The organism is Bacillus sp. FSL R5-0712, assembly GCF_038593285.1.
Lineage (GTDB): Bacteria > Bacillota > Bacilli > Bacillales > Bacillaceae > Bacillus > Bacillus safensis.
Genome location: NZ_CP151981.1, coordinates 2,854,410 through 2,874,248, shown reverse-complemented (window position 1 = coordinate 2,874,248; position 19,839 = coordinate 2,854,410). Strand labels below are relative to the sequence as shown.

The following is a 19,839-nucleotide window of genomic DNA, read 5'->3' as shown; positions in this document are numbered from 1 at the left end:
GGATGGAGGCATTCGAATGAAAATAGCATTCACCATTTACGCAGAACCTGTTGCACAAGGAAGACCGCGGGCTACGAGTGTAAATGGCATGACTAGGCTGTATGATCCAAAAAAATCAAGAGACTTTAAGTCTTATGTGAAGCTGGCTGCGAGCGATCACCGACCTGATCAACTCCTGACTGGTCCTCTTGAATTGAAGGTGAAAGTCTATAAATCATTATTGAAAAGCTTCAGCAAGAAAAAAGCAGCAGCAGCCGAAAGAGGCGAATTGCGTCCAGCTAAGAAGCCGGATGTTGATAACTACATCAAAGGGATAAAAGATGGCCTGAATAAAGTAATTTGGCAGGATGATAGTCAAATTGTTGATTTGCATGTAAGCAAGTTTTACAGCAGCACACCGAGAATTGAAGTCGAAGTCTCAACTCTAATACCAACCCACGAGGAGGAACAAATATGTCTTTTATAAATTTCAATGGAACGGTTAAAAAAATGAATCACAAGCCTAAAGGGATCACAGAAGTAGTGTTGGAAGTGCCAACTAAGGAGCTAGGCAACAGAATTCAAAATCTTGCAGAAATGATTGATAAGGACGTGAAAGTAGAGATTGAAAGTGACATTGTCCGCTATAACGTTCAAATCAATGCGAACACTGAGCGACCGATCGTAAATTATCAAGTAGACCAGAGCGGCGTGGTTCACATAGCTGATCCTGAGCCGGAACAGTTAGAGGCTGAATTGGGCTTACCTGCAGAAAAACCAAAAATTGAAGAAAAACCGATGGAGATTAAGCGTGAAGTGGTGGATCAATTCATCATTGAAGGTATGGCTCCAAAACAGGAAGGTTTCCCTGAGAATATGGCAGAGATCGCCAAGCGACGTATTGAAGGAGAATCTTACAGTAGGTTGGCAACAGAGCTTGAGATGTCATCTGGCGCCGTCGTTGATCTGATCAATGACTACCGAGCAGCAGTGGCTCCGCTTGCTGAAGCATGGTGGGATTGGAAAGAGGATCAAGCCAACGAAGCTGAACCGTTGCAAAAGGAAAATGCTGAAGAAGAAGCAGCTGAAGGCGAAAAGGGTTCAGATGATAGCGTTCCAGATAAAGATGATCTTCCTGAAGATGATCAAAAAGATGAGGAAGACGGGGCTGCATAAGATGGCACGCAAACGCTCAAAACGGTGGTTCTTGCTTTATCGCGAAGAGGATGGACAGCACGTCCACCTCTATGAACCACTTAAAAAATATGAACTGCAAAGTCGAATCAGGAAAGGATGGAGGCTTGTCAGATGATTAATAAAATCAAGTTTTTCTTCAAACATAAGCACTTCTTTTGCTTTAAGTGTAGGAACCTTGTTTCAGTTGAGCGAGGCTATGAGTTGGAATTTTGCACACGGGTTTTCAATGGTCCTTACTGCTCGAAGTGTGGAAGGAGTTTCAGAAAATGAAACAGATCGTCAAAGGAGATTGGGTGGAAGTTGTAGGTAAAGGTGATCACAAACATTTACGCGTTCAGGGTTACGTTCTTGAAATTGCTGAGGGAGAGCTTTTAATAAAGTCACGTTTCGGACGAAAAGGTGTCTATCCTGAAGATTGGGCTAAAAACATGGATATAACGGTCACTGAAGCTGGCTTAAAGGATCTTATTAACTTGGCCTTAGACATAAAGGACAAGCATCTATTTGAAATGTATACGCGTGATTTACAAGCTCTACAGAGCAAATAAAAAGAACCAAAGCACAAGGCTCCGGCTCTAATGAATCTCGACAATTCATTATAACATGGGAGGCCTTGTGCGCATGAATAATCCTTACAAACATATAGACTCTAACATCTCAATTAATCAGCTTTTTGAAAAAGGAGAAGTTAAAGTCATCATCCTAGATGGCCATTCCAACGAAGCGTTTTTAGCTGAAGCACCTATTTACGGTAAAACGGAAATCACTACACGTGACGGCCAATTCACAAACTTAAATTACTCAAGTTCACACAAAATAAAATAGCAGGAGCTTCCTCCTGCAGGGAGGCAGTCAAAATGAAAGAAATCTGGTATTCAAAATCACCATTTGCTGAATTTTGTATTGTCAATACAGCGAGCGGATACGTTGCCTATTGGCGTTCTGATCTCTTAACAGATGCAAAATGGAGCGAGTATGACACATATCAATCCTATCCAGCAGCACGTCGGAATCTTGGTAAAGTCGGCTGTGCTGGAAGTATGAAAAGGGTCGAGCGGTTGCCATGGGAAATCGTGGCATGACCTTGAAGGGAATATGTCTCACTAGTGAGTTTACACCGTTAGAAAAGGGCGTAGAATACTTTCTCTTTCCTCTTGGTTCCGCTCATGTATCTGTTCTGAGGGAGGATCATATGGAGTTTAAACCATCTGAAAACATGTCATATGAAGGGCTTTGGATGGCTCTGGATGACATCAAACGACGAATAGGGGATGCGGTGCTGTCTGGTGATCGCATCAATAGCCCTTACATCAAAGGACAAAGAAAAAAAGCTGAAACAATTAAAGATGAGCTGCTGCGCCGGTTTGATCAACAGGCCAAGCAAGCAGAATGAAAAAAGAGAGGAAGATCATTATGAAACTGAGAAGCATTTTTTATTTAAACGTACAAGGCATAAGACTTTTGGGAGGGTGGGATCACTACCCTAGTGAGGACGAAATGCGAAACGCATTAATTAATATGTACGGCTCTTGTACTCACTTAGGAGAACGGCCAATTATTTTTGAAGTCATTAAGCAAAACACGTTTTATCAAGGCGATATACAAGATTTGCAGGAGGGCTTCTGATGGATATTGTAATCAGGTACGTTTTCAAGCACCGAGCCACTGGAATCATTGAAACTAAGGTATTTTCAATCAGCCAATTAGAAGAGCAGCCAGCGAAGAATCTGACACCCTGCTTTGATGAAACAGAATATGAGTTGATCGCACGGAACCTTTGTGCAGATGAAGAGAAAGAAATCTTTGCAGGTGATTTAATCAAAGTTCCTAATTTTCGTGGGGATTATGTTGCAATTGTGAAATTTGGTGAGTTTGACCAGGATAACAGTGGTGGAGAATACACCCCATCAAAATGCGTAGGTTTCTATGCTGAAGCACTACATCCGAACGATATTGATGAGTTCGGACTTAGAATCTTATATGAATGTTATGTTCAAAGATCATTGAATGATTTAGATTCATATCAACGCATCGGAAACATCTATCAAAATCCTGAACTGTTAAAAACGGAGGGTGAATAAAGATGAAATTTTTTAATGTGACAAATCCGTATTCTGCGCTTATTAAAGCAAACACAAAAGAAAGTGCCATGAAAATCTATATAGAAGAAGTAGCTAACGATGAGGGAACTCTTGACAAAGATATGAAAGAGATTTCAATTGAACATGCCGTTAAAGCATATATCCATAAAACTGGCTTTGAGCAAGGTTGCTTCTTTCAAGATGAGATTTTAAACGGTCTAAAGGACAAAGAAGAAGGAGTAATCGTTATGGATGGCAGCTTGCTATGAGGAAGGGGAACGTTATGAAAAAACTACTAATCACACTATCTATCATTGTGGCTGCGGTGCTTTGTGCGCCGGCAGCCGCAGCAGTAACGAGCGGACATAAAACAGTGGCCGGACACACAATCAGCGTATCAACTGATGCCAATTCGTACACGCCAAAAGCCCGAAGCATTGATGTCACAGCACGTAAAACAGGAAGTGAAATGGTCTATTACCGCTTCACGCTACAAAAAAAGGTGAGCGGCAAATGGAAAGATCAGCGCTTTAGTCTAGTTGGGTCATTTAAGAGAGCCACGCCAGCAAAAGAGTTTTACATCGTCAACCATACAGCTGGCACGCACCGTATCAAAATGACGATTTACAAAAACAAAAACTGGACAGGCGTAAAAGGCCATGTCTATACGCCGTCATTCGAGGTGCGGAAATGACAATCAGAACATGGCATGACTTAATAAAAAGGTATTTCCCTGACGCTGATGATAAGCGATGTGAATTTATCTTGTGGGAAAAGACTGCTTTTCCTCTTGTACCTGTAGAAACTATTGAAAGGCAGCTGCAAGAATATGCCGAGGAGGTCACGAAATGATGAATGTACGAATTGTTGATGACAATTTTAAAGAAATATCTACTCAACCGATTGATATTAAAAAGGTTGATAACTTGATTCGTTTAGTTGCAAAGTATGGGATTGCTGATTTAGATGGGGATAAATATAAATACGAATCAGCTATCTATCTGCCATTGGAGAATGCGTTTGAGATCAGAGTCTTTCCAATAGAAGAATAAATCATATGACATAGATCGGTGCAAAATTGCTCTGGTCTATGTCTTTCATTGTTTATAGGAGGTTGTGAAATATGGGAGCTGAACAATTGTGTTTACTGCCAGGGATCGATGAGAAACAAGTCCGGAATGCTCTGATCAAGGAGCTGAAGGTCTATAGAGCCCTGAAGGTGAAGGAGGAAAACAGAAAGGAACAGGAGGCAAATGGTGCAACAGGCCTTTTCCCTTCTCTCAGGAACCAGGAAGTTTTAAATGAACTGAAGGTCCGTCAGATAGAAAGAGCTCTTGAAAACAGCCTAGATGAAATTGAGCAAGACATCATCCGGATGAAATACCTGACATCACGTGTGGTGAAGGATTTGGAGGTGTGTGAAGAGCTCGGGTTAAAGAAAGATCGATATTACAAATTGAAGAAGCAAGCCACGTTTAATCTTTCAACAGCACTCGGAATCATATGAGTGCTGTTTTTTGTATCTTTATTCCTATTTAATGACAAGTTTTGTGTTGGTAAAATTGACCTTGTCAATGAATAGGAGGGAGTGACTTCTTCTGGGGAAGATACTTGATGCTAAAGCATTAACAAGTGCCATGGATACAAGAGCGAAACACTATCAGGAACTCCGCGAACAAATGGTAGATTTAAAAAAGGCATTACAAGGTGTGGCAAACCTCGGTGATGATTTCACTGGTAAAGGTGCCGATAATATAAAAAGCTTTTATAAAGAGCTAGCTGGGAATGTGGACATGTTTATCAGCTTCATTGATAAGCAAATAGCTTTTCATGAAGGTGTGTCTGGGACACTTGATGATACGAGCTTTGGCGGTGATACTTTTGTAGAAGAGCACTTTTTAGACAACGCTGTACATATGGGTATCAAAAATGCCAAAAGCATTGTAAAGGATCAAAAAAAGGCACTCAAAACCATATTTGAAGATATCGATGACCTTATTTCTTTGGAGGTATTTGATAGCCAAACCTTTGATGAAAAAATAGAAGATGCGGAAGATGAACGAAAAAAGACAGTAAAAGACTTAATAGAGCTTGATCAAAATTTAAAAGATGAATATGCTTTGTCAGAGACGGAGCAGCAAGCTACAATGGCATTGTACGCAGAAATGATGAATGCCACGAATGACGGGAAATCCATTTCACCTATGAATTTTGACAAAAAAGCATTTCAAGATAGTGAAATCTACAAGGCGAAAAGCGATATTGAGAAGCAAACTGCTGAATATCTCAAAATCAAAAAAGAACAAGAAGAAGCCCGCGAGATCGCAAAGGAACAAGAAGCGCTCGCCAACCGTTCTTGGTATGAAAAAGCCCTTGACTATGGGGGAAACATTGTCAATGAGCTAACAGGTGTGAATGATGCTAAACGTGCAGCTACGGGCGTCGATCCAATCACAGGTGAAGAGCTTACGGCAGGCCAACGAGTCGCTGCAGGTGGCATGGCAGCAGCCGGTTATATCCCTATCGTCGGCTGGGCAGGACGCATTTTTAAAGGCGGGAAAGCCGTCTATAAAACCACCCAAGCCACGTCAGCCGCAGTCAGAGCGGTCGACATCTATAAGACGTCACAAAAATCTTTTGATGCCCTAAAGACATCCCAAAAAGGTTTATACGGGCTCACCGCGACCAACGGCTTCAGCGAAGCGATTACAGGCCGAGACATGTTTGGAAACAAGGTCTCGAAAGAACAGCAGGAAGCAAGTATGAATGCTGCGCTTGCAATGCTTTTACCGTTTGGTATGAAAGGAACTATAAAGAAAACTCCAGGAGTTATCCAAAAGTCAAATAAACAAATTAGTGAAAGCTATGATGAAATAAAGAGATTCAGGGAAAAAGCAGGATTAAAACCTTATGCTATTGATTCTGGTGATACGGTAGCAGCAGTTAAAGTTAACGATAGGACATTTTTTGGAGTGAATTCCACGATCACTAAAGAGTCTCAAAAAGCAACAAGGGAGCTAAGACAAAAGTGGTTAAAAGAGGTACAATGGGTTCCACCTAAAAAGAGTTCCCCTAAACATTTAGGCCATGCTCAGTCATTGACACATGCAGAATCTCATTCATTAATTAGAGCTTTTGAAAAGGAAGGTCAATTACCGAAAAAAGTAACTATGTTTGTAGATAGGAAGACTTGCAATATTTGTAGAGGGGAAATGCCAGCCTTGCTAAAAAGGTTGGGGGTTGATGAATTAGAAGTTTATAGTGGTGGATTAGAAAAACCTTTAGTTATCAAAGCAACTAAATAAGGAGGAAATTTCGTGATTGTATATAATGGACCAGTTGAAGAACCAATTGAAAACCCAGGAGAAGAATTTATTAAAAATATTTTCTTTGAAAAAGAAGCGGATTATTGGAAACAAGGAAGTGGAGATTCTTGTTTTGAGGTAGAAGGAGAAAATGAATGGCTTATTTTCTTTTATGATGAGCCATATGGATTCTTTATCATGAGACATCCTGATTATTTAGTCCCTTTGAAAAAGGATGTTGAAATAGAAACAATAGAGCATTTGGTTGGTGGAGAACCAATGAAAGTACCATCATGCAGTTATGTAAGTCGAGAAGAAGCATATAGAATTGTTCAACACTTTTTAAGTACAAAAACTATGCCTGATTTTGTTGAATGGGTTGATTTATATGACATCGATTTTGAACATGATTTTTAAAACTAGAGTGTCCATCTTTATGGGCACTTTTTTATTTGCATTGCCGAGAAAAAACCGAGAAAAAGCCGACAAAAAGGGGGATAAAAAGGGGACCTTTTTTCCTAAGTGGATCATCGTATGATAGAGACAAGCAAAACGAACGTGAATATTTTGTCCAGAAGGAAGAACCTGCGGACGCTGATCATTGAGCACTCTAAGTGCCTTGATTGGTGTCCGCTTTTTTATTGGGAGACGCGTCTTTCCCTTATCAATGGCGTATCTGGATACGGAACAAAGGTGATGAGGAATGTGGCCATACGAGAGGGACATTCTGAGCCTGGATAGCAGCTGGTCTGCGGCGGCCGTATCGAGGACAGTTTTTCATTTTAATTGATGATTGACTGTACTTGGCATCCTCTCGGAGTGTAGTCATCATTTCAAAATCTATTTAAGCGAATAGCGTAAGGTGGTGCTTATTCGGCAAGGAGCGAGTGAAATGAAGATCAGGGATTCTGTTTCTAAAGAGACATTAAAGCAATTTAAAAGCATTGCTCCTGGTTCTAATAGAAAGAAGGAGAACGATGCTGATCCCATTACGAAAAGGGAGTGGGAAGAAATCATGGGAACGAGACGCGAAACGTACCAAAGACAAGGCGGCCGTATCCGGAGGAAACGATGATTTGATGGGAACAGTCGTCTTTTGGGTGTATGGCTGCAGGTGCTTTGGTGAGGGATAGGAGCGCAAAAATATAAAAAGGGAGATGATGAGCATGGCATCAAAGTTTGGTGTATCTGCTAATCCGAAAAAGGCGAATCATACTTTAGGAAAGGACAAGGTTGTGGTTGTTGCGATTCAGAATCACAATGATTACATTTGTGGGCCAAACCTTATTCCTCAAAGAAAGGTTGAAGGAAAATGGGTCACAATCAAAACGAATTCACCTAACCCGCTTAACCCAGCAGAGAAAAAGTATGATGAATTCGATATCAAGGAATCACTAGAGAACAAAAAAGGTACGTATCGATTCAAGGTGGATGTAGAGCGATACGACAAACATGGCAACCATGTTGAAACTGTCGGTACATTCTACACTAGCGAATTTTACGTTAAGTAGAACTAATTCAGTAAACACCTGAAAATTTCCAAATCACCTCCGATATATGTTTAGGAGGTGATTTCTTATGAATGAGATTAACGAAACCAACGAATTTACATCATTTGAACAGAGTAAATACATCGGGATTTATTTGAAACAATTTGGGGAAAAGATGCATAAAACAACTATTAATCAACAAATAGCATTTAAAGAGAAAATAAAAAAGCAGCATAATAGAAAAGAGATTCAAATGCTTTTGGGTAGGACTCAAGATATTATAGAGAATAAGAAATCTAATAAGCATTACATTACAGCACTTTTTTCAATCATGTCTTTTTTATTTGGAATTATGATGAATCATGGTATCACTATAGTTGAAAAATTAAATGTACATGCGCCTACATTTATGATCTTGTATGTTTCTTTTTTAACTTTGGGAATTTGGTACATGCAAAACTTTGTTGATAGAAAAGAGAACAAATTATTGATTAGATATGAACGATTACTACAAGAATGTTTAGATGAAATTCCAAATAGAAGTTTTAAATAAGTACCGGACACCTTAGAGATAAGGTGTTTTTTAATTGGAGGAGAGCCATCATGAATATCAAAACAATCCCCGTACATAAAATTAACCCTGCACCATATAATCCCCGAATTGATCTGCAGCCAGGAGATCCTGAGTACGATGCTCTTAAAAATTCCATGAAGAAATTTGGATACGTTGATCCGTTAGTTTGGAACGAAAGAACAGGACATCTTGTTGGAGGTCATCAACGATTCAAAATATTAATGGAAGATAGACCGTCTGAAATTCTAGTGTCAGTAGTTTCTTTAAATGACCAGGATGAAAAGGCTCTGAACGTAGCATTAAACAAAATCAGTGGCCATTGGGATGAAAATAAACTTGAAAAACTTCTAACAGAACTAAAGGATAACAATCTTGATCTAGAAACTATTGGATTTACTGAAGAAGAATATGAAGATCTATTAGACAGTGTTTCTATTGAAAATGAGATCGTAATTGTTGAGGAAGATAATTTTGATGTGCAAGAGGCACTAGACAATATAAAAGAACCTGAAACAAAGTATGGGGATGTTTGGCGGCTTGGCCGGCATACCCTAGTGTGTGGAGACGCGACAAAGATAGAGGATGTTGACCGATTGATGTCTGGCCATAAAGCAGATCTAGTCATAACTGATCCACCTTATAATGTAGCGGTGAAAAGTGATAGTAAAAAGTTAAATGATGATGGCCATGCATCGATATTAAACGATTCTATGGATGATGGTCAGTTTGATTTATTTTTAAGAGAAGTGTTCCTGAATTATTCAAGAATCATGAACGAAAAGGCAGCTATATATGTTTTTCATGCTGCTTCATATCAACGAGCTTTTGAGAATGAGATGCGTCACGCAGATATTGATATAAGATCGCAGTGTATCTGGGTGAAAAACTCACCAACATTCGGATGGGCGCAATATAAATACATGCACGAACCGGTTTTCTATGCATTCAAAAAAGGCTATTCACCTAATTGGTATGGAGATAGAAAACAAGTTACTGTTTGGAGAGCGGATACCTCTGAAGAAGGAGAACCAGCAACAATTTGGGAAGTTTCCCGCGGTGATACTACAAAATATGTTCATCCCACACAAAAGCCGCTTGATCTTATTAATATCCCATTAAGTAACAGCAGCAAAAAAGGTGATCGGGTGGTAGATTTCTTTGGAGGTAGCGGATCAACTCTGATGACGTGTGAACAAACGAACAGAGAGGCCCTTCTTTTGGAGCTTGATCCTTATTTTTGCGATGTAATTAAAAAGAGATTCGCTGAATTTACTGGAATTGAACCTGAGTTGGTTTCTTCTTTATAAATAAAAAAGAGGGTGCTGACAACACCCTCCCTTCAAAGACAGAAAGAACCTCCCTGCCTAAGAGCGTGATCAAGACGCGGCCGCGTTTGTGGGAAAATATCACGCTCTCATCCACTATTGTAATGGAGGTAAGGGAGAATGACAATAGATAATACAAACACACGTTCCCTTTCTGACGAAGAAAAGAAAGAAATGCTTATGATCCTTCAAGCTGAACAGGCTGAAGGTATAGATAAATCAAAAGAAAACTATCGTAAAATCGCTCAAGCTGGAATCTCTCAATGGGTCAGAGACTTTAAAGCAGGAAATATCAAATTGTCTACTGTGGAAGATCTGAAGAAGCTCATAGAACTCGACATCGATCTACAGAAGCATGACGATATTTGAAAACAAACTCAAACTTAATTCAACAGCTCGGAGGTGGGTGATATGTAATGGCTAGACCGAGAAATCCTAAAAGAGATCAGGCATTCCAATTGTGGAAAGAAAGCAATGGAACCCGCTTCCTGAAAGACATTGCTGAAGAATTAGAGTGTTCTCAAACGCTTATCCGCAAATGGAAGAACCAAGACTCTTGGGATGAGAAATTGAATGGTAACGTTACTAAACCAAAAGAGAAATCCAATGGTAACGTTACTAAACGTCCTGGCGCTCCGAAAGGGAGTAAAAACGCCAGAGGGAATAAAGGAGGTAAAGCGCCACCTGGTAACCAAAATGCTAAAGGCAATAGGGGTGGCGCAGCTCCTAAAGGGAACAAGAATTCATTCAAGACCGGTGAATATGAAACGATCATGTTTGAGTACATGGATGAAAAGGAACAGAAGCTTTTTACTGAAGTTGAGACTGATCCTCTGTACCAAATTGATTTATCAATTCGATTATTGAGCGTTCGTGAAACAAGAATGATGCGCTTGATCACTAAATACGAGAATGGATTGACTGATAAGCAGCGGACAGTCTTGCAGCAAATGCGGAAGATGAAAGACGTTGTACAGGCTCCAGATAAAAATGGTCTGATTAAAGCTGTTCCGATAACTAATGAACGTCTAGCAGTGGTCCAAATTGAGGAGACAGACTCACCGCTGCTAGAGAAGATATTGAGCATAGAAGATGCTCTGACACGTGTGACCGCACAACGTGATAAAGCCATTAGGCAGAAAGTCGACATAATGAAAACTATGTCTGAATATGAATTGAGACTTCGTGGACTCGATCTTGCTAATAGAACACGAGAAGCAGAGCTGGAGCGGATCACCGCTCGACCTGTTGATGACTCAGTACAGATAACGATTAAGCGGAAGAATAAAGGTGATGGCTGATGGTTCAAATGATGGAGAAGGAAGTCAATCCACATTTTGAGGACTTTCTTTTTGATTGGGATCAGAAGTTTCAGTTCCTAGTGGGTGGTTACGGTTCGTCTAAGAGCTATCACATTGCACTGAAACTCATCTTAAAGCTGCTGGATGAAAAGCGAACCGCTCTTGTGATTCGTGAAGTCTATGACACGCACAGAGATTCCACGTTTTCTTTATTTGAAGAGATCGTGAATGATCTTGGACTCGATCATGTTATTCAGTGCCGGACATCACCGCTCATGCTTAAATTCCATAACGGCAGCCGGATCATTTTCAAAGGTCTGGACAAGCCTGCCAAGCTGAAGTCTATCAACAACATCTCGATCATATGGATTGAGGAATGTTCCGAGGTTAAGTACGAGGGATTCAAGGAGCTGCTCGGTCGTTTGCGTCATCCGACTTTGGATTTGCACATGATATTATCAACGAACCCTGTCGGCCAAGATAACTGGACATACCGTCACTTCTTTAAGGACGATCAGAACAACCGCTTCATCCTAGATGATGAAAAGTTATACAAAGAGCGAACGATCGCAATCAACGATACGTACTATCATCATTCTACAGCTGAAGACAACTTATTCCTTCCGGTCAGTTACATTAAGCAGCTGGACGAACTAAAGGAATACGATCCAGACCTTTATCGCATAGCCCGAAAAGGTCATTTTGGCATTAACGGAATTCGTGTTCTTCCTCAATTCGAGGTGCAGCCGCATGATGATGTCATGTTGGCCATCTCAAATATCAATCGGCCTTTGCTTAGAGCGGGAATGGACTTTGGTTTCGTAGAGTCATATAACGCTTTGATTCGACTGGCCGTCGATCACGAGAAGAAATATCTATATATCTATTGGGAGTATTATCAAAAGGGCACAACCGATGATGAAACTGTACAAGAGCTCATCGAATTTACCAAAACAAAAGAGCTGATCAAAGCGGATGCAGCTGAACCGAAAACCATCGCATATTTCCGCAAGATGGGATACAACATGGTGGCCGCTCATAAGTTCCAAGGATCACGCTTGCAGTACACTAAGAAGATCAAGCGGTTTAAGAAAATCATTTGTTCCGACTCATGTAAGAACACGATCTATGAGCTTCAGCCGCTCACATACAAGACAGACAAGAATGGCAATATCATAGAAGACGAGTTTAAGATTGATCCCCACACCTTATCGGCCATCTGGTATGCGCTAGATGATTATGAGGTCACCGATCTGAAAGAAAAACCAAAAGAGCGGACACGCCCGAACAGAGAAAGGAGGTCACGCTGATGAAAACGGTCAGAGCAACAGTGATGAAGGCCAATGTGTCTGAAACCACTAAGCAGATTTATGAGGATGGATTTAATTACGATGCTGATGATGTGATCGAGCCGCCATACAATATCAAAGAGCTCAAACAAATGGCCGAGTATTCTACCATTCTTCAGCAATGCATCGATGCTTATAAAACGAATATTCTAGGTTTCGGCTTAGGAATCGAGTATACTTTCGATTTCAACGCAGAGAACGCACCGAAAGAAAAGAAAGCTGCAGCTGAGAAAGAATGGACCCAACTTGAAGAGTTCGCCAGATATATGAACTATGATGAGTCAGCCGAAGTGGTTCTTGGTTATGTCATCGAAGACCGAGAGAAAACAGGTAATGGATTTGTGGAAGTGCTTCGAGAAGGTACAGGGAAGCCTGCAGGCATTGAGTATTTGGATGCACAATACTTGAGAGTCTGTAAATTGGGCGATCCCGTTGAAGTCGATTTCCGATACACAGAAAACGGCCAAGTGAAATCATTGAAGCGAAAGAAGAGATTCAGGAAGTATGTGCAGCAGGTCAACACTAAAAAAGTATTCTTCAAGGAGTACGGTGATCCGCGCATTTTACATTGTGAAACAGGTAAATACGATGACACCACCCCAGAGCCGCTGCGCGCAACAGAAGTAATTCATTTTAAAATCGGCAGTGGAACGTATGGAATTCCCCGCTGGATTGGCAACATCGTCAATATGTATGGCGCACGCAAGGCAGAAGAGCTGAACTATCTGTACTTTAAGCAAGGGCGGCATGTGCCGGCTGCAATTACTGTAGAGAATGGAATGCTTTCTGAATCCTCGTATGAACAGCTGCAGGAATACATGAACGGCATCGAGGGCTCAGACAATGCACATAAATTCCTGTTACTCGAAGTGGAAGGGATTCCGAAGAAGGATGAGATATCAAACGATGAAGAGCCGGCGAATGTAAAGGTGGATATAAAATCACTTGCCGAGATTCTTCAGGAGGATGCGCTGTTCCTTGAATATGATGAGAAGACGAGAAACAAGATACGTTCTTCTTTCCGGCTGCCGCCGATCTACACAGGCGAATCACAGGATTATAACAAGGCGACAGCTGACACCGCTCGGAAGACAACTGAAGAGCAGGTATTTCAGCCGGAAAGAATGATCATCACTGGCAAGCTCAACACACTCTTTCTTCCTGATCTCGATCTCTGGCATGTGCGACTCATATTAAATGGTCCTGACTTTCGTGATCCGCTCGAAATTGCAAAGGTTCTTACACCTTTTATTCAAGCAGGAGCGGTTTCACCAAACGACCTACGTGATCTAGCTGGTCGTATTCTTGGGAAAACATTAGAAGAATGGCCAGAGGAAGAATATCACCGACCAATTGAATCAAAGCCAAAGGCATCCACTAGCTTGCTTGATACGGTTTTTCAGAAGTCAGCAGGTTCTCAGAATGAATTGGTATCGATCCTTAAAGACCTTAGGGATGAACTAGAGGAGATCCGCAAATGAGCAAGATTGATCAGCTGATAAAAAACATCAATACCTTTGTCCAAAAAGCGGAATCGGATGAGGTTGAAGAACTAGAAGCAGCTGTAGCTGATTTCCCTGAACTGAAGGACGTTCCCTCTTTGGTGGAAGAGTATGAGAAAACCACCGCAAAACTTCTCAGATTGCAACGCAGGACTTTCTTGAATGCTCTGAATGGTTTTATATCCAAGGACGATTCAGACACCTTAGAATCAATTCTAGCGTTTTTTAATAATGATCTATTCACTTCAGATGAATTTGCAGAGCTATTCGGAAAAGAAACTGCTGTTTTTCTAACACTTACCGTCACGCAGCTGGCTGAGAAGATCATGCATTCCATCGATGCAGATATTCCATTCAAGGTGCTTTCTGAGAAAACTGAACAGTGGATTGAATCATGGTCGCAGGAGTTGGCGCAGCTGATGAAGCTGAATACTCATACGGCCATTGAACAAACGCTGAAAGAGGGTATAAAAGAAGGTCGCTCTATCCAAGAGATTGAACTGGAGCTGAAGGACCTTCCTGAATTCAGCCGGAAACGCGCACGTGTAACAGCCATTACAGAGGTGTTGACCGCTTCTTCCGTCGCTCAACATGAATCCTACGTCCAATCCCCGGCAGTAACGGGGAAGAAGTGGAAGCACAGCGGTGGGAAGAAGAATCAGTCGAGAGAAAGTCATGTGCAGCTGGATGGCACAATCATCCCGCTTGATGAAGAGTTTGAGATACCAGGCAGCGGAGAGCGATGCATGTTTCCGAGAGATACCAAGCTTTCTCCCAAAGAGCGAGTAAACTGTCATTGTGCGGTTGGTCCTGTGGTTGATCCTGTTATTCTCGGCTTATCAGCTGAGGAAAAAGAAGAGATTAGAAGAAGAGTCTTACAAAACATGGAATGAAATAGTATAATATCCTCATTACTTTGGGAGTGAGGGGAATACATGAATGTTTTAGAATTCATTTCATCAATTATTAACACGATCATTTGGCCAATATTTATTTTTGTTGCAATCCTAATATTGAAGACACCAATTACTGAACTTATTAAAAACATAGCAAAGATAAAATACAAAGATTTCGAACTTGAATTGATTGATAAAAAATTGAACGAGTTTACAATTAGTTCAGTTCCATCAAACGTAGAATTGGAAATGGAAAACCTGGAAGCAGCGAAAGATGATTTCGATGTAATAAGAAAACAAATTAATTTAAAAGGTCCGAGATTCCCCGTCGTGTTAGCATATCGATACGTCACAAGTAGATTAGTTGATTTATGTGAGAAGCACAATATTGATGTTTCTTATCACGATTCGCGAGATTTAGCTGATGATCTTTTTGAATATGGAATTATTGACCTGAAAACAAGAGATTCACTTATTCATTTACATGAATTGTTTTCTATATTATCAAATTATGATCAAATATCTGAATCACAAGCTATTAAGTTTTTAGATGCAAGTGAGGTTATCTCCCTACAATTAGAAATACTCTGAAAGGAGGTGAATGAATTGCCACGCGAATTGATAAATGCAAAAATTACACACGTTTCATACGTAGACAAGGCTGCTAATCAAAAGCAGTTCTTTTTTATGAAATCAGAAAAGCAGCCAGACTTTCAAAAAGAAATCAAGGTCATTGCGAAGGCTGATGATGCGCAGCGTCTTGTGTACGGTATTGTATACGAACCAAACGTAGCTGATGCACATGGGGATTACATGAAACCAGAAGAAATTGAGAAAGCCGCTCATGGGTTCCTGAAGGATGCACGTGAGATCGACAAGCAGCATGATTTCCAAGGCGGTGTCGGAGAAGTCGTTGAATCTTATATCGCTCCTTCCGACTTTGAAATGGGCGATGAAGTTATAAAGAAAGGATCGTGGGTCCTTGTGACAAAAGCATCTGATGAAATCTGGGAACAGATTCAAAAGGGTGAGATCACCGGATACTCAATGGCCGGAACAGCGGATATAGGAAAACAAGAGGATCACAAGCCAGCTTCTGAAGAGAAGGGGCTTTTTTCTTTGCTCAAAAACTTCCTTTTATCAAAAGGAGAAGTAAAAAACCGATACGACAAAGGCCGCATGCGTCGTGAATTTTGGGCGGCGCAAGATGCACTGAATTCCGTTTTGTATAAATGGGATTCTTACGACGATGAAGACTTGGAGACTGATCCTGAAAAGGTGAGGGCAGCATTGCAAGATTTTGTGGAAATCACACAAGAGATTTTGCTTACTGATGACTTAGCGGGGATCCAAACTGATCCACCTGAAGAAGTCGCAAAAGCTGGCCGGAAGTTTTCAGCTGCTAACTTAACTGAATTGAAAAATGCCAGAGCCGCTATCGACAATCTGTTGAGTCAAGCGGAAGAGAAGGAGGAAGAAGAAGTGAACAAAGAAGATCTGCAAAAGATGCTAGATGAAACAATTGCACCAGTAGTAAAACGACTGGAAGACATTGAAAAAGGAGAAGGCGAGCAGCAAACTGATCCGCAAGAAAAACAAATTGATGAAGAGGTCGCAAAAGAAATGGCCGCAGCTGTAGAAAAGGCACTGGCTCCAGTTGTTGAAAGAGTCGAAGCCCTTGAAAAAGCACGTCCGCAAGGTAATGGAGTAGGAGATCAACAACAAGACTTACAAAAATCTGAAACGGTATGGGGCGGCTTGCTTTAAGCTGAGAAAAAGGAGGAACTAGAGTGAGAAATCAAGAGGTAATTAACAAAGCGGAAGTGACGCTTGGGACGTTAAAAACAGGCGGTTTAATGAATCCAACCCAATCTAGCACATTTATTCGTATGGTGCAAAATGCACCAACACTGCTACAAGATGCACGTGTCATTCCGATGGATAGCGATGCACAAAAAATCGAAAAAATCGGTTTTGGTCAGCGCATTCTGCGTCCTGGTGTGGAAGGAAAAGCAGTTCCAGCAAGTGATCGAGTTGCACCAACAACAAGCACTGTGGAGCTTAATGCAAAAGAAGTCATCGCAGAAGTGAATATTACGTATGACACACTTGAAAATAACATCGAGGGCGATAATTTACAGAACACGATCATGCAAATGCTTGCTGAGCGTGCAGCCGTTGATATTGAAGAATTGATCCTAAATGGTGATACAAAATCTGAGGATACTTACCTTGCTCAACTTGATGGTATCCGCAAACAAGCGGAATCCCATATCGTAGATGTTGCTGGTGAACCACTTACACGCCAAGTATTCAAACAAGGATACAAAGCTGTTCCATCTAAATATTTGCGTATTCCACAAGAGTTCCGTTTCTATACGTCTCCAGGACAAGAAGTTGAATGGAAAGACAAAGTAGCGGAGCGTCAGACAAGTCTCGGAGATGCAGCTGTACAAGGCGGGCTGTCCTCTGCATTCGGTGTGCCGGTCAAAGGTATTGCAAACATGCAGCCATATGAAATGGGAGAGGACGGCACAGATGTTTCAGACATTTTATTGACTCATCCAAAAAACATCATCTTGGGCTTCTCTCGTAATATCCGTATTGAGGTTGATAAAGACATCCGTAATCGTAAGTTCATTATCGTCCTTACTGCGAAGCTCGACAGCAAATTTGAGGAAGAGGATGCTGTTGCTAAGATCATTAAGGTCAAGGAGTGATCAATATGTATACAGCTGAATTGATCAAGGGAAAGACATACTCTGTAATGGGTCATGTCTTTCTTTTAAATCAGGAAAAAGAGATTGAGAAAAAGGTCTTTCAATATCTCAATGGCAATGATTTTTTTTCTTGTAAGGAAGTGAAAGCTCCTGTTGATGATCCAAAAACGGATGATCAAACAAAAGAAAAGCCATCGGAAGAGGAAGAACCAAAAGAGGCCGAAGAAGAACCGCAACAAGAACAAAAAATCTACACTGAATCAGAACTGAAGGGCATGAACAAAACTGAACAAGAAGCCATTGTTATTGATCTTGGCGGCGATCCGTCTCAACTCAAAGATAAGAGTGAAAGAATTGCCTATATCCTCGAGCATCAAGAAAAAGCAGGAGAGTAAGGCTCATGCTGATCTCTCCTGAAGATGTTAGGGCATATACCGTATTCGAGAGTGTGAAAAACCGCTCGGATGAACTATTGGAAAGTGACATCATCGAAGCTGAAGCTGAGGTATTTAAGATCGTAGGTCATGATTTCACAAGTGAAAAATATCAGCCACTTCCTGAAAAGGCGAAGATCGCATTGATTAAAATGGCGCAGTTCTTCGCACTGATCAACGGGGATGAATCAATCATCAAAGGGTACAAGTCAGAAAAGATTGGCGACTATTCATACACGTTGGCAGATGGTAACGCCGTTTCAAAGCCAGATGTGTATAACCTGTTGATAGATTTCATTGAGCCAGGAGAAGCGCCAGAAGATCCAGGCAGCATCAAATTAAGGTTGAGATCGCTATGAGCTATCAATCATTATTAACGGATCGATGCGATATATATCACCTGCAGGAAGAGCAAAAAACAGGCAATCACTATGGAATACCTGTCCACGATGCGCAGCCGGTCTTTTCATATCCTGATGAGCCTGATCAAGTTGCGCAGCCATGTTATTTTACGGAGAAAAACCAATCCATCACACAGCAGGAGCCAAACGCAACCATTCATCAATCGTACCTTGTTCATTTTCCTAGTAATACCGATGTCCGCCTGAACGATAAAGTGGTATGGGAAGGTGTGACATTGAAACTGCAAAAGCCCAGACGGATCAAAAACCATCATATTGAGGTGGTAGCGATGAGGAGTGAAAGCCTTTGAGAATTGATGGTTTAGACCAGTTCATAGAGGATTTGAATGCAGCTGTTAATGGTGGCTTGCAAGCAGAATATGAAGAGTGGCTTGAAGGAATGGGTTACAAGTTCCTAGACATCGTTCAAGATGAAGTTATCCGTACAAAAACGGTTGATGCTCGCCGCTTGCTCAACTCATTCCAAAAAGGCGACCAAGAAAACGTCTTTTCGATGAGTAGCGGCAGTCTGACCTTGGATGTAGGGACAAACCTAGAATACGCATCGTACACAAACGATGGTTACTTTACCATTGATCCTTCCAAGAATCAGGACAGACGTTGGGTTCCTGGCAGGTGGGTTGGTGATCGGTTTGAATACGATCCAAACGCTGAAACAGGAATGCTCCTGAAATTTCAATGGGTTGAGGGGAGCGGCTATTGGGATAATGCATTTTCAATTTTTGAACAGATGTTTGAACATTCATTGGAACGCAAGCTGCAGCAATGGATCGATGAACAATTTGGGCGGTGATTAGATGAATCAAGAAGTCGGCGCCATCATGAATTATTGTTACAAGCGGTTTCCGGTGAAAGTATATGAAAAAGAGATTCCTGAACAGTTTCAAATCCCATCGATGTACTTTCCAGCAGCGTGGGTCAATACAAGAAACGATACTGTTTCAACGTTTCTTAAAACCTACACGCTGCATATTAAAGTGTTTCACAAGGATTCTGGACAAGCTCATGATGCAGCTGAATCGATTGTGGATGCCTTATCAGCGGATCGGAATATCATTCAAATGGTTGCTGAAGACGGTGGACCGCTTGATGATTATGTCCGCATTAAAAGAGCAGAAACTAGGATTGCAGATCAAGGTGTGGCAACGATTGTCCTCACATGGGATAGTGCTTATTGGTACAACCGAGATGAGCAGCCAAGCCTAGACGACATAAATTTTTCAGATGGGGTGATAAAAAGTGGCCAAGAATAAAAGCGAGCCGG

31 protein-coding genes are annotated in these 19,839 nt (G+C 41.2%); all 31 read left to right on the top strand.

Going from position 1 to position 19,839, the window contains the following annotated elements:
• Positions 1-16 precede the first annotated feature (16 nt).
• The 31 genes from NSU11_RS14835 to NSU11_RS14685 all read left to right on the top strand — a co-directional run bounded on the left by NSU11_RS14835 (position 17) and on the right by NSU11_RS14685 (position 19,828).
• Positions 17-466 (top strand): RusA family crossover junction endodeoxyribonuclease, encoded by a 450-nt coding sequence (locus NSU11_RS14835; protein WP_125586462.1) that lies wholly within the window; start codon positions 17-19, stop codon positions 464-466.
• Entirely contained in the window at positions 454-1,155 is a 702-nt protein-coding gene (locus NSU11_RS14830) for a hypothetical protein (RefSeq protein WP_256688654.1), read from the top strand. The genes NSU11_RS14835 and NSU11_RS14830 overlap by 13 nt, the downstream gene beginning before the upstream one ends.
• A 287-nt stretch (positions 1,156-1,442) precedes the next feature.
• On the top strand, positions 1,443-1,724 hold the full coding sequence (locus tag NSU11_RS14825; protein ID WP_256688653.1) for a hypothetical protein: 282 nt from the start codon (positions 1,443-1,445) through the stop codon (positions 1,722-1,724).
• Between the two features lie 73 nt (positions 1,725-1,797).
• Positions 1,798-2,001 (top strand): XtrA/YqaO family protein, encoded by a 204-nt coding sequence (locus NSU11_RS14820; protein ID WP_034282417.1) that lies wholly within the window; start codon positions 1,798-1,800, stop codon positions 1,999-2,001.
• 32 nt (positions 2,002-2,033) lie between these two features.
• Positions 2,034-2,258, top strand: coding sequence for a hypothetical protein (locus NSU11_RS14815; protein WP_047946039.1), 225 nt, complete (start codon positions 2,034-2,036; stop codon positions 2,256-2,258).
• A gap of 110 nt (positions 2,259-2,368) precedes the next feature.
• Positions 2,369-2,569: a DUF6877 family protein gene (locus NSU11_RS14810; protein ID WP_216099088.1), complete on the top strand. Its 201-nt coding sequence runs from the start codon at positions 2,369-2,371 to the stop codon at positions 2,567-2,569.
• 20 nt (positions 2,570-2,589) lie between these two features.
• The gene (locus NSU11_RS14805; RefSeq protein WP_256688652.1) at positions 2,590-2,802 is read left to right on the top strand and encodes a hypothetical protein; all 213 of its coding nucleotides are present in this window, start codon (positions 2,590-2,592) and stop codon (positions 2,800-2,802) included.
• Positions 2,802-3,257, top strand: coding sequence for a YopX family protein (locus NSU11_RS14800; RefSeq protein ID WP_256688651.1), 456 nt, complete (start codon positions 2,802-2,804; stop codon positions 3,255-3,257). Before NSU11_RS14805 ends, NSU11_RS14800 begins: the two co-directional genes overlap by 1 nt.
• Positions 3,258-3,259: 2 nt before the next feature.
• A complete protein-coding gene (locus NSU11_RS14795) occupies positions 3,260-3,526 on the top strand; it encodes a hypothetical protein (RefSeq protein ID WP_256688650.1) in 267 nt (88 codons plus the stop codon).
• A 14-nt stretch (positions 3,527-3,540) separates the two neighbouring features.
• Complete coding sequence (locus NSU11_RS14790) at positions 3,541-3,951, top strand: hypothetical protein (RefSeq protein ID WP_256688649.1); 411 nt, start codon at positions 3,541-3,543, stop codon at positions 3,949-3,951.
• Positions 3,952-4,105: 154 nt separating this feature from the next.
• Complete coding sequence (locus NSU11_RS14785) at positions 4,106-4,309, top strand: hypothetical protein (RefSeq protein WP_106032704.1); 204 nt, start codon at positions 4,106-4,108, stop codon at positions 4,307-4,309.
• A gap of 71 nt (positions 4,310-4,380) precedes the next feature.
• Positions 4,381-4,764, top strand: coding sequence for an ArpU family phage packaging/lysis transcriptional regulator (locus NSU11_RS14780; RefSeq protein ID WP_148960592.1), 384 nt, complete (start codon positions 4,381-4,383; stop codon positions 4,762-4,764).
• A gap of 91 nt (positions 4,765-4,855) precedes the next feature.
• Positions 4,856-6,562, top strand: a complete 1,707-nt coding sequence (locus NSU11_RS14775; RefSeq protein WP_335350966.1) for a T7SS effector LXG polymorphic toxin — start codon at positions 4,856-4,858, stop codon at positions 6,560-6,562.
• Between the two features lie 12 nt (positions 6,563-6,574).
• Positions 6,575-6,979 carry a hypothetical protein gene (locus NSU11_RS14770; protein ID WP_256688647.1) on the top strand — a complete coding sequence of 135 codons (405 nt, stop codon included), beginning with the start codon at positions 6,575-6,577 and terminating at the stop codon, positions 6,977-6,979.
• Positions 6,980-7,454: 475 nt separating this feature from the next.
• Positions 7,455-7,637: a hypothetical protein gene (locus NSU11_RS14765; protein WP_176966944.1), complete on the top strand. Its 183-nt coding sequence runs from the start codon at positions 7,455-7,457 to the stop codon at positions 7,635-7,637.
• Between the two features lie 91 nt (positions 7,638-7,728).
• Positions 7,729-8,073 (top strand): structural protein, encoded by a 345-nt coding sequence (locus tag NSU11_RS14760; protein WP_256688646.1) that lies wholly within the window; start codon positions 7,729-7,731, stop codon positions 8,071-8,073.
• A 67-nt stretch (positions 8,074-8,140) separates the two neighbouring features.
• On the top strand, positions 8,141-8,605 hold the full coding sequence (locus NSU11_RS14755) for a hypothetical protein (RefSeq protein WP_256688645.1): 465 nt from the start codon (positions 8,141-8,143) through the stop codon (positions 8,603-8,605).
• Positions 8,606-8,655: 50 nt separating this feature from the next.
• Positions 8,656-9,933: a site-specific DNA-methyltransferase gene (locus NSU11_RS14750; RefSeq protein WP_335350952.1), complete on the top strand. Its 1,278-nt coding sequence runs from the start codon at positions 8,656-8,658 to the stop codon at positions 9,931-9,933.
• A 138-nt stretch (positions 9,934-10,071) separates the two neighbouring features.
• Positions 10,072-10,320 (top strand): hypothetical protein, encoded by a 249-nt coding sequence (locus NSU11_RS14745; RefSeq protein ID WP_061419691.1) that lies wholly within the window; start codon positions 10,072-10,074, stop codon positions 10,318-10,320.
• A 47-nt stretch (positions 10,321-10,367) separates the two neighbouring features.
• The gene (gene terS, locus NSU11_RS14740) at positions 10,368-11,252 is read left to right on the top strand and encodes a phage terminase small subunit (protein ID WP_335350953.1); all 885 of its coding nucleotides are present in this window, start codon (positions 10,368-10,370) and stop codon (positions 11,250-11,252) included.
• 11 nt (positions 11,253-11,263) lie between these two features.
• On the top strand, positions 11,264-12,562 hold the full coding sequence (locus NSU11_RS14735; RefSeq protein WP_335350967.1) for a PBSX family phage terminase large subunit: 1,299 nt from the start codon (positions 11,264-11,266) through the stop codon (positions 12,560-12,562).
• Positions 12,562-14,082: a phage portal protein gene (locus tag NSU11_RS14730; protein WP_335350954.1), complete on the top strand. Its 1,521-nt coding sequence runs from the start codon at positions 12,562-12,564 to the stop codon at positions 14,080-14,082. Before NSU11_RS14735 ends, NSU11_RS14730 begins: the two co-directional genes overlap by 1 nt.
• Positions 14,079-14,996: a phage minor head protein gene (locus tag NSU11_RS14725; RefSeq protein ID WP_335350955.1), complete on the top strand. Its 918-nt coding sequence runs from the start codon at positions 14,079-14,081 to the stop codon at positions 14,994-14,996. Before NSU11_RS14730 ends, NSU11_RS14725 begins: the two co-directional genes overlap by 4 nt.
• Positions 14,997-15,038: 42 nt before the next feature.
• Positions 15,039-15,590, top strand: a complete 552-nt coding sequence (locus NSU11_RS14720; protein ID WP_335350956.1) for a hypothetical protein — start codon at positions 15,039-15,041, stop codon at positions 15,588-15,590.
• 15 nt (positions 15,591-15,605) lie between these two features.
• The gene (locus tag NSU11_RS14715; protein ID WP_335350957.1) at positions 15,606-16,766 is read left to right on the top strand and encodes an XkdF-like putative serine protease domain-containing protein; all 1,161 of its coding nucleotides are present in this window, start codon (positions 15,606-15,608) and stop codon (positions 16,764-16,766) included.
• A 23-nt stretch (positions 16,767-16,789) separates the two neighbouring features.
• On the top strand, positions 16,790-17,719 hold the full coding sequence (locus NSU11_RS14710; protein WP_178897055.1) for a phage major capsid protein: 930 nt from the start codon (positions 16,790-16,792) through the stop codon (positions 17,717-17,719).
• A gap of 5 nt (positions 17,720-17,724) precedes the next feature.
• Positions 17,725-18,114, top strand: a complete 390-nt coding sequence (locus NSU11_RS14705; protein ID WP_268414247.1) for a YqbF domain-containing protein — start codon at positions 17,725-17,727, stop codon at positions 18,112-18,114.
• A gap of 5 nt (positions 18,115-18,119) precedes the next feature.
• Positions 18,120-18,512: a DUF3199 family protein gene (locus tag NSU11_RS14700; protein ID WP_284385250.1), complete on the top strand. Its 393-nt coding sequence runs from the start codon at positions 18,120-18,122 to the stop codon at positions 18,510-18,512.
• On the top strand, positions 18,509-18,865 hold the full coding sequence (locus NSU11_RS14695) for a DUF3599 family protein (protein WP_125586417.1): 357 nt from the start codon (positions 18,509-18,511) through the stop codon (positions 18,863-18,865). Before NSU11_RS14700 ends, NSU11_RS14695 begins: the two co-directional genes overlap by 4 nt.
• Entirely contained in the window at positions 18,862-19,368 is a 507-nt protein-coding gene (locus NSU11_RS14690; protein WP_335350958.1) for an HK97 gp10 family phage protein, read from the top strand. The genes NSU11_RS14695 and NSU11_RS14690 overlap by 4 nt, the downstream gene beginning before the upstream one ends.
• Before the next feature lie 4 nt (positions 19,369-19,372).
• Positions 19,373-19,828 (top strand): DUF6838 family protein, encoded by a 456-nt coding sequence (locus tag NSU11_RS14685; protein WP_335350959.1) that lies wholly within the window; start codon positions 19,373-19,375, stop codon positions 19,826-19,828.
• The last annotated feature ends 11 nt before the right edge of the window (positions 19,829-19,839 follow it).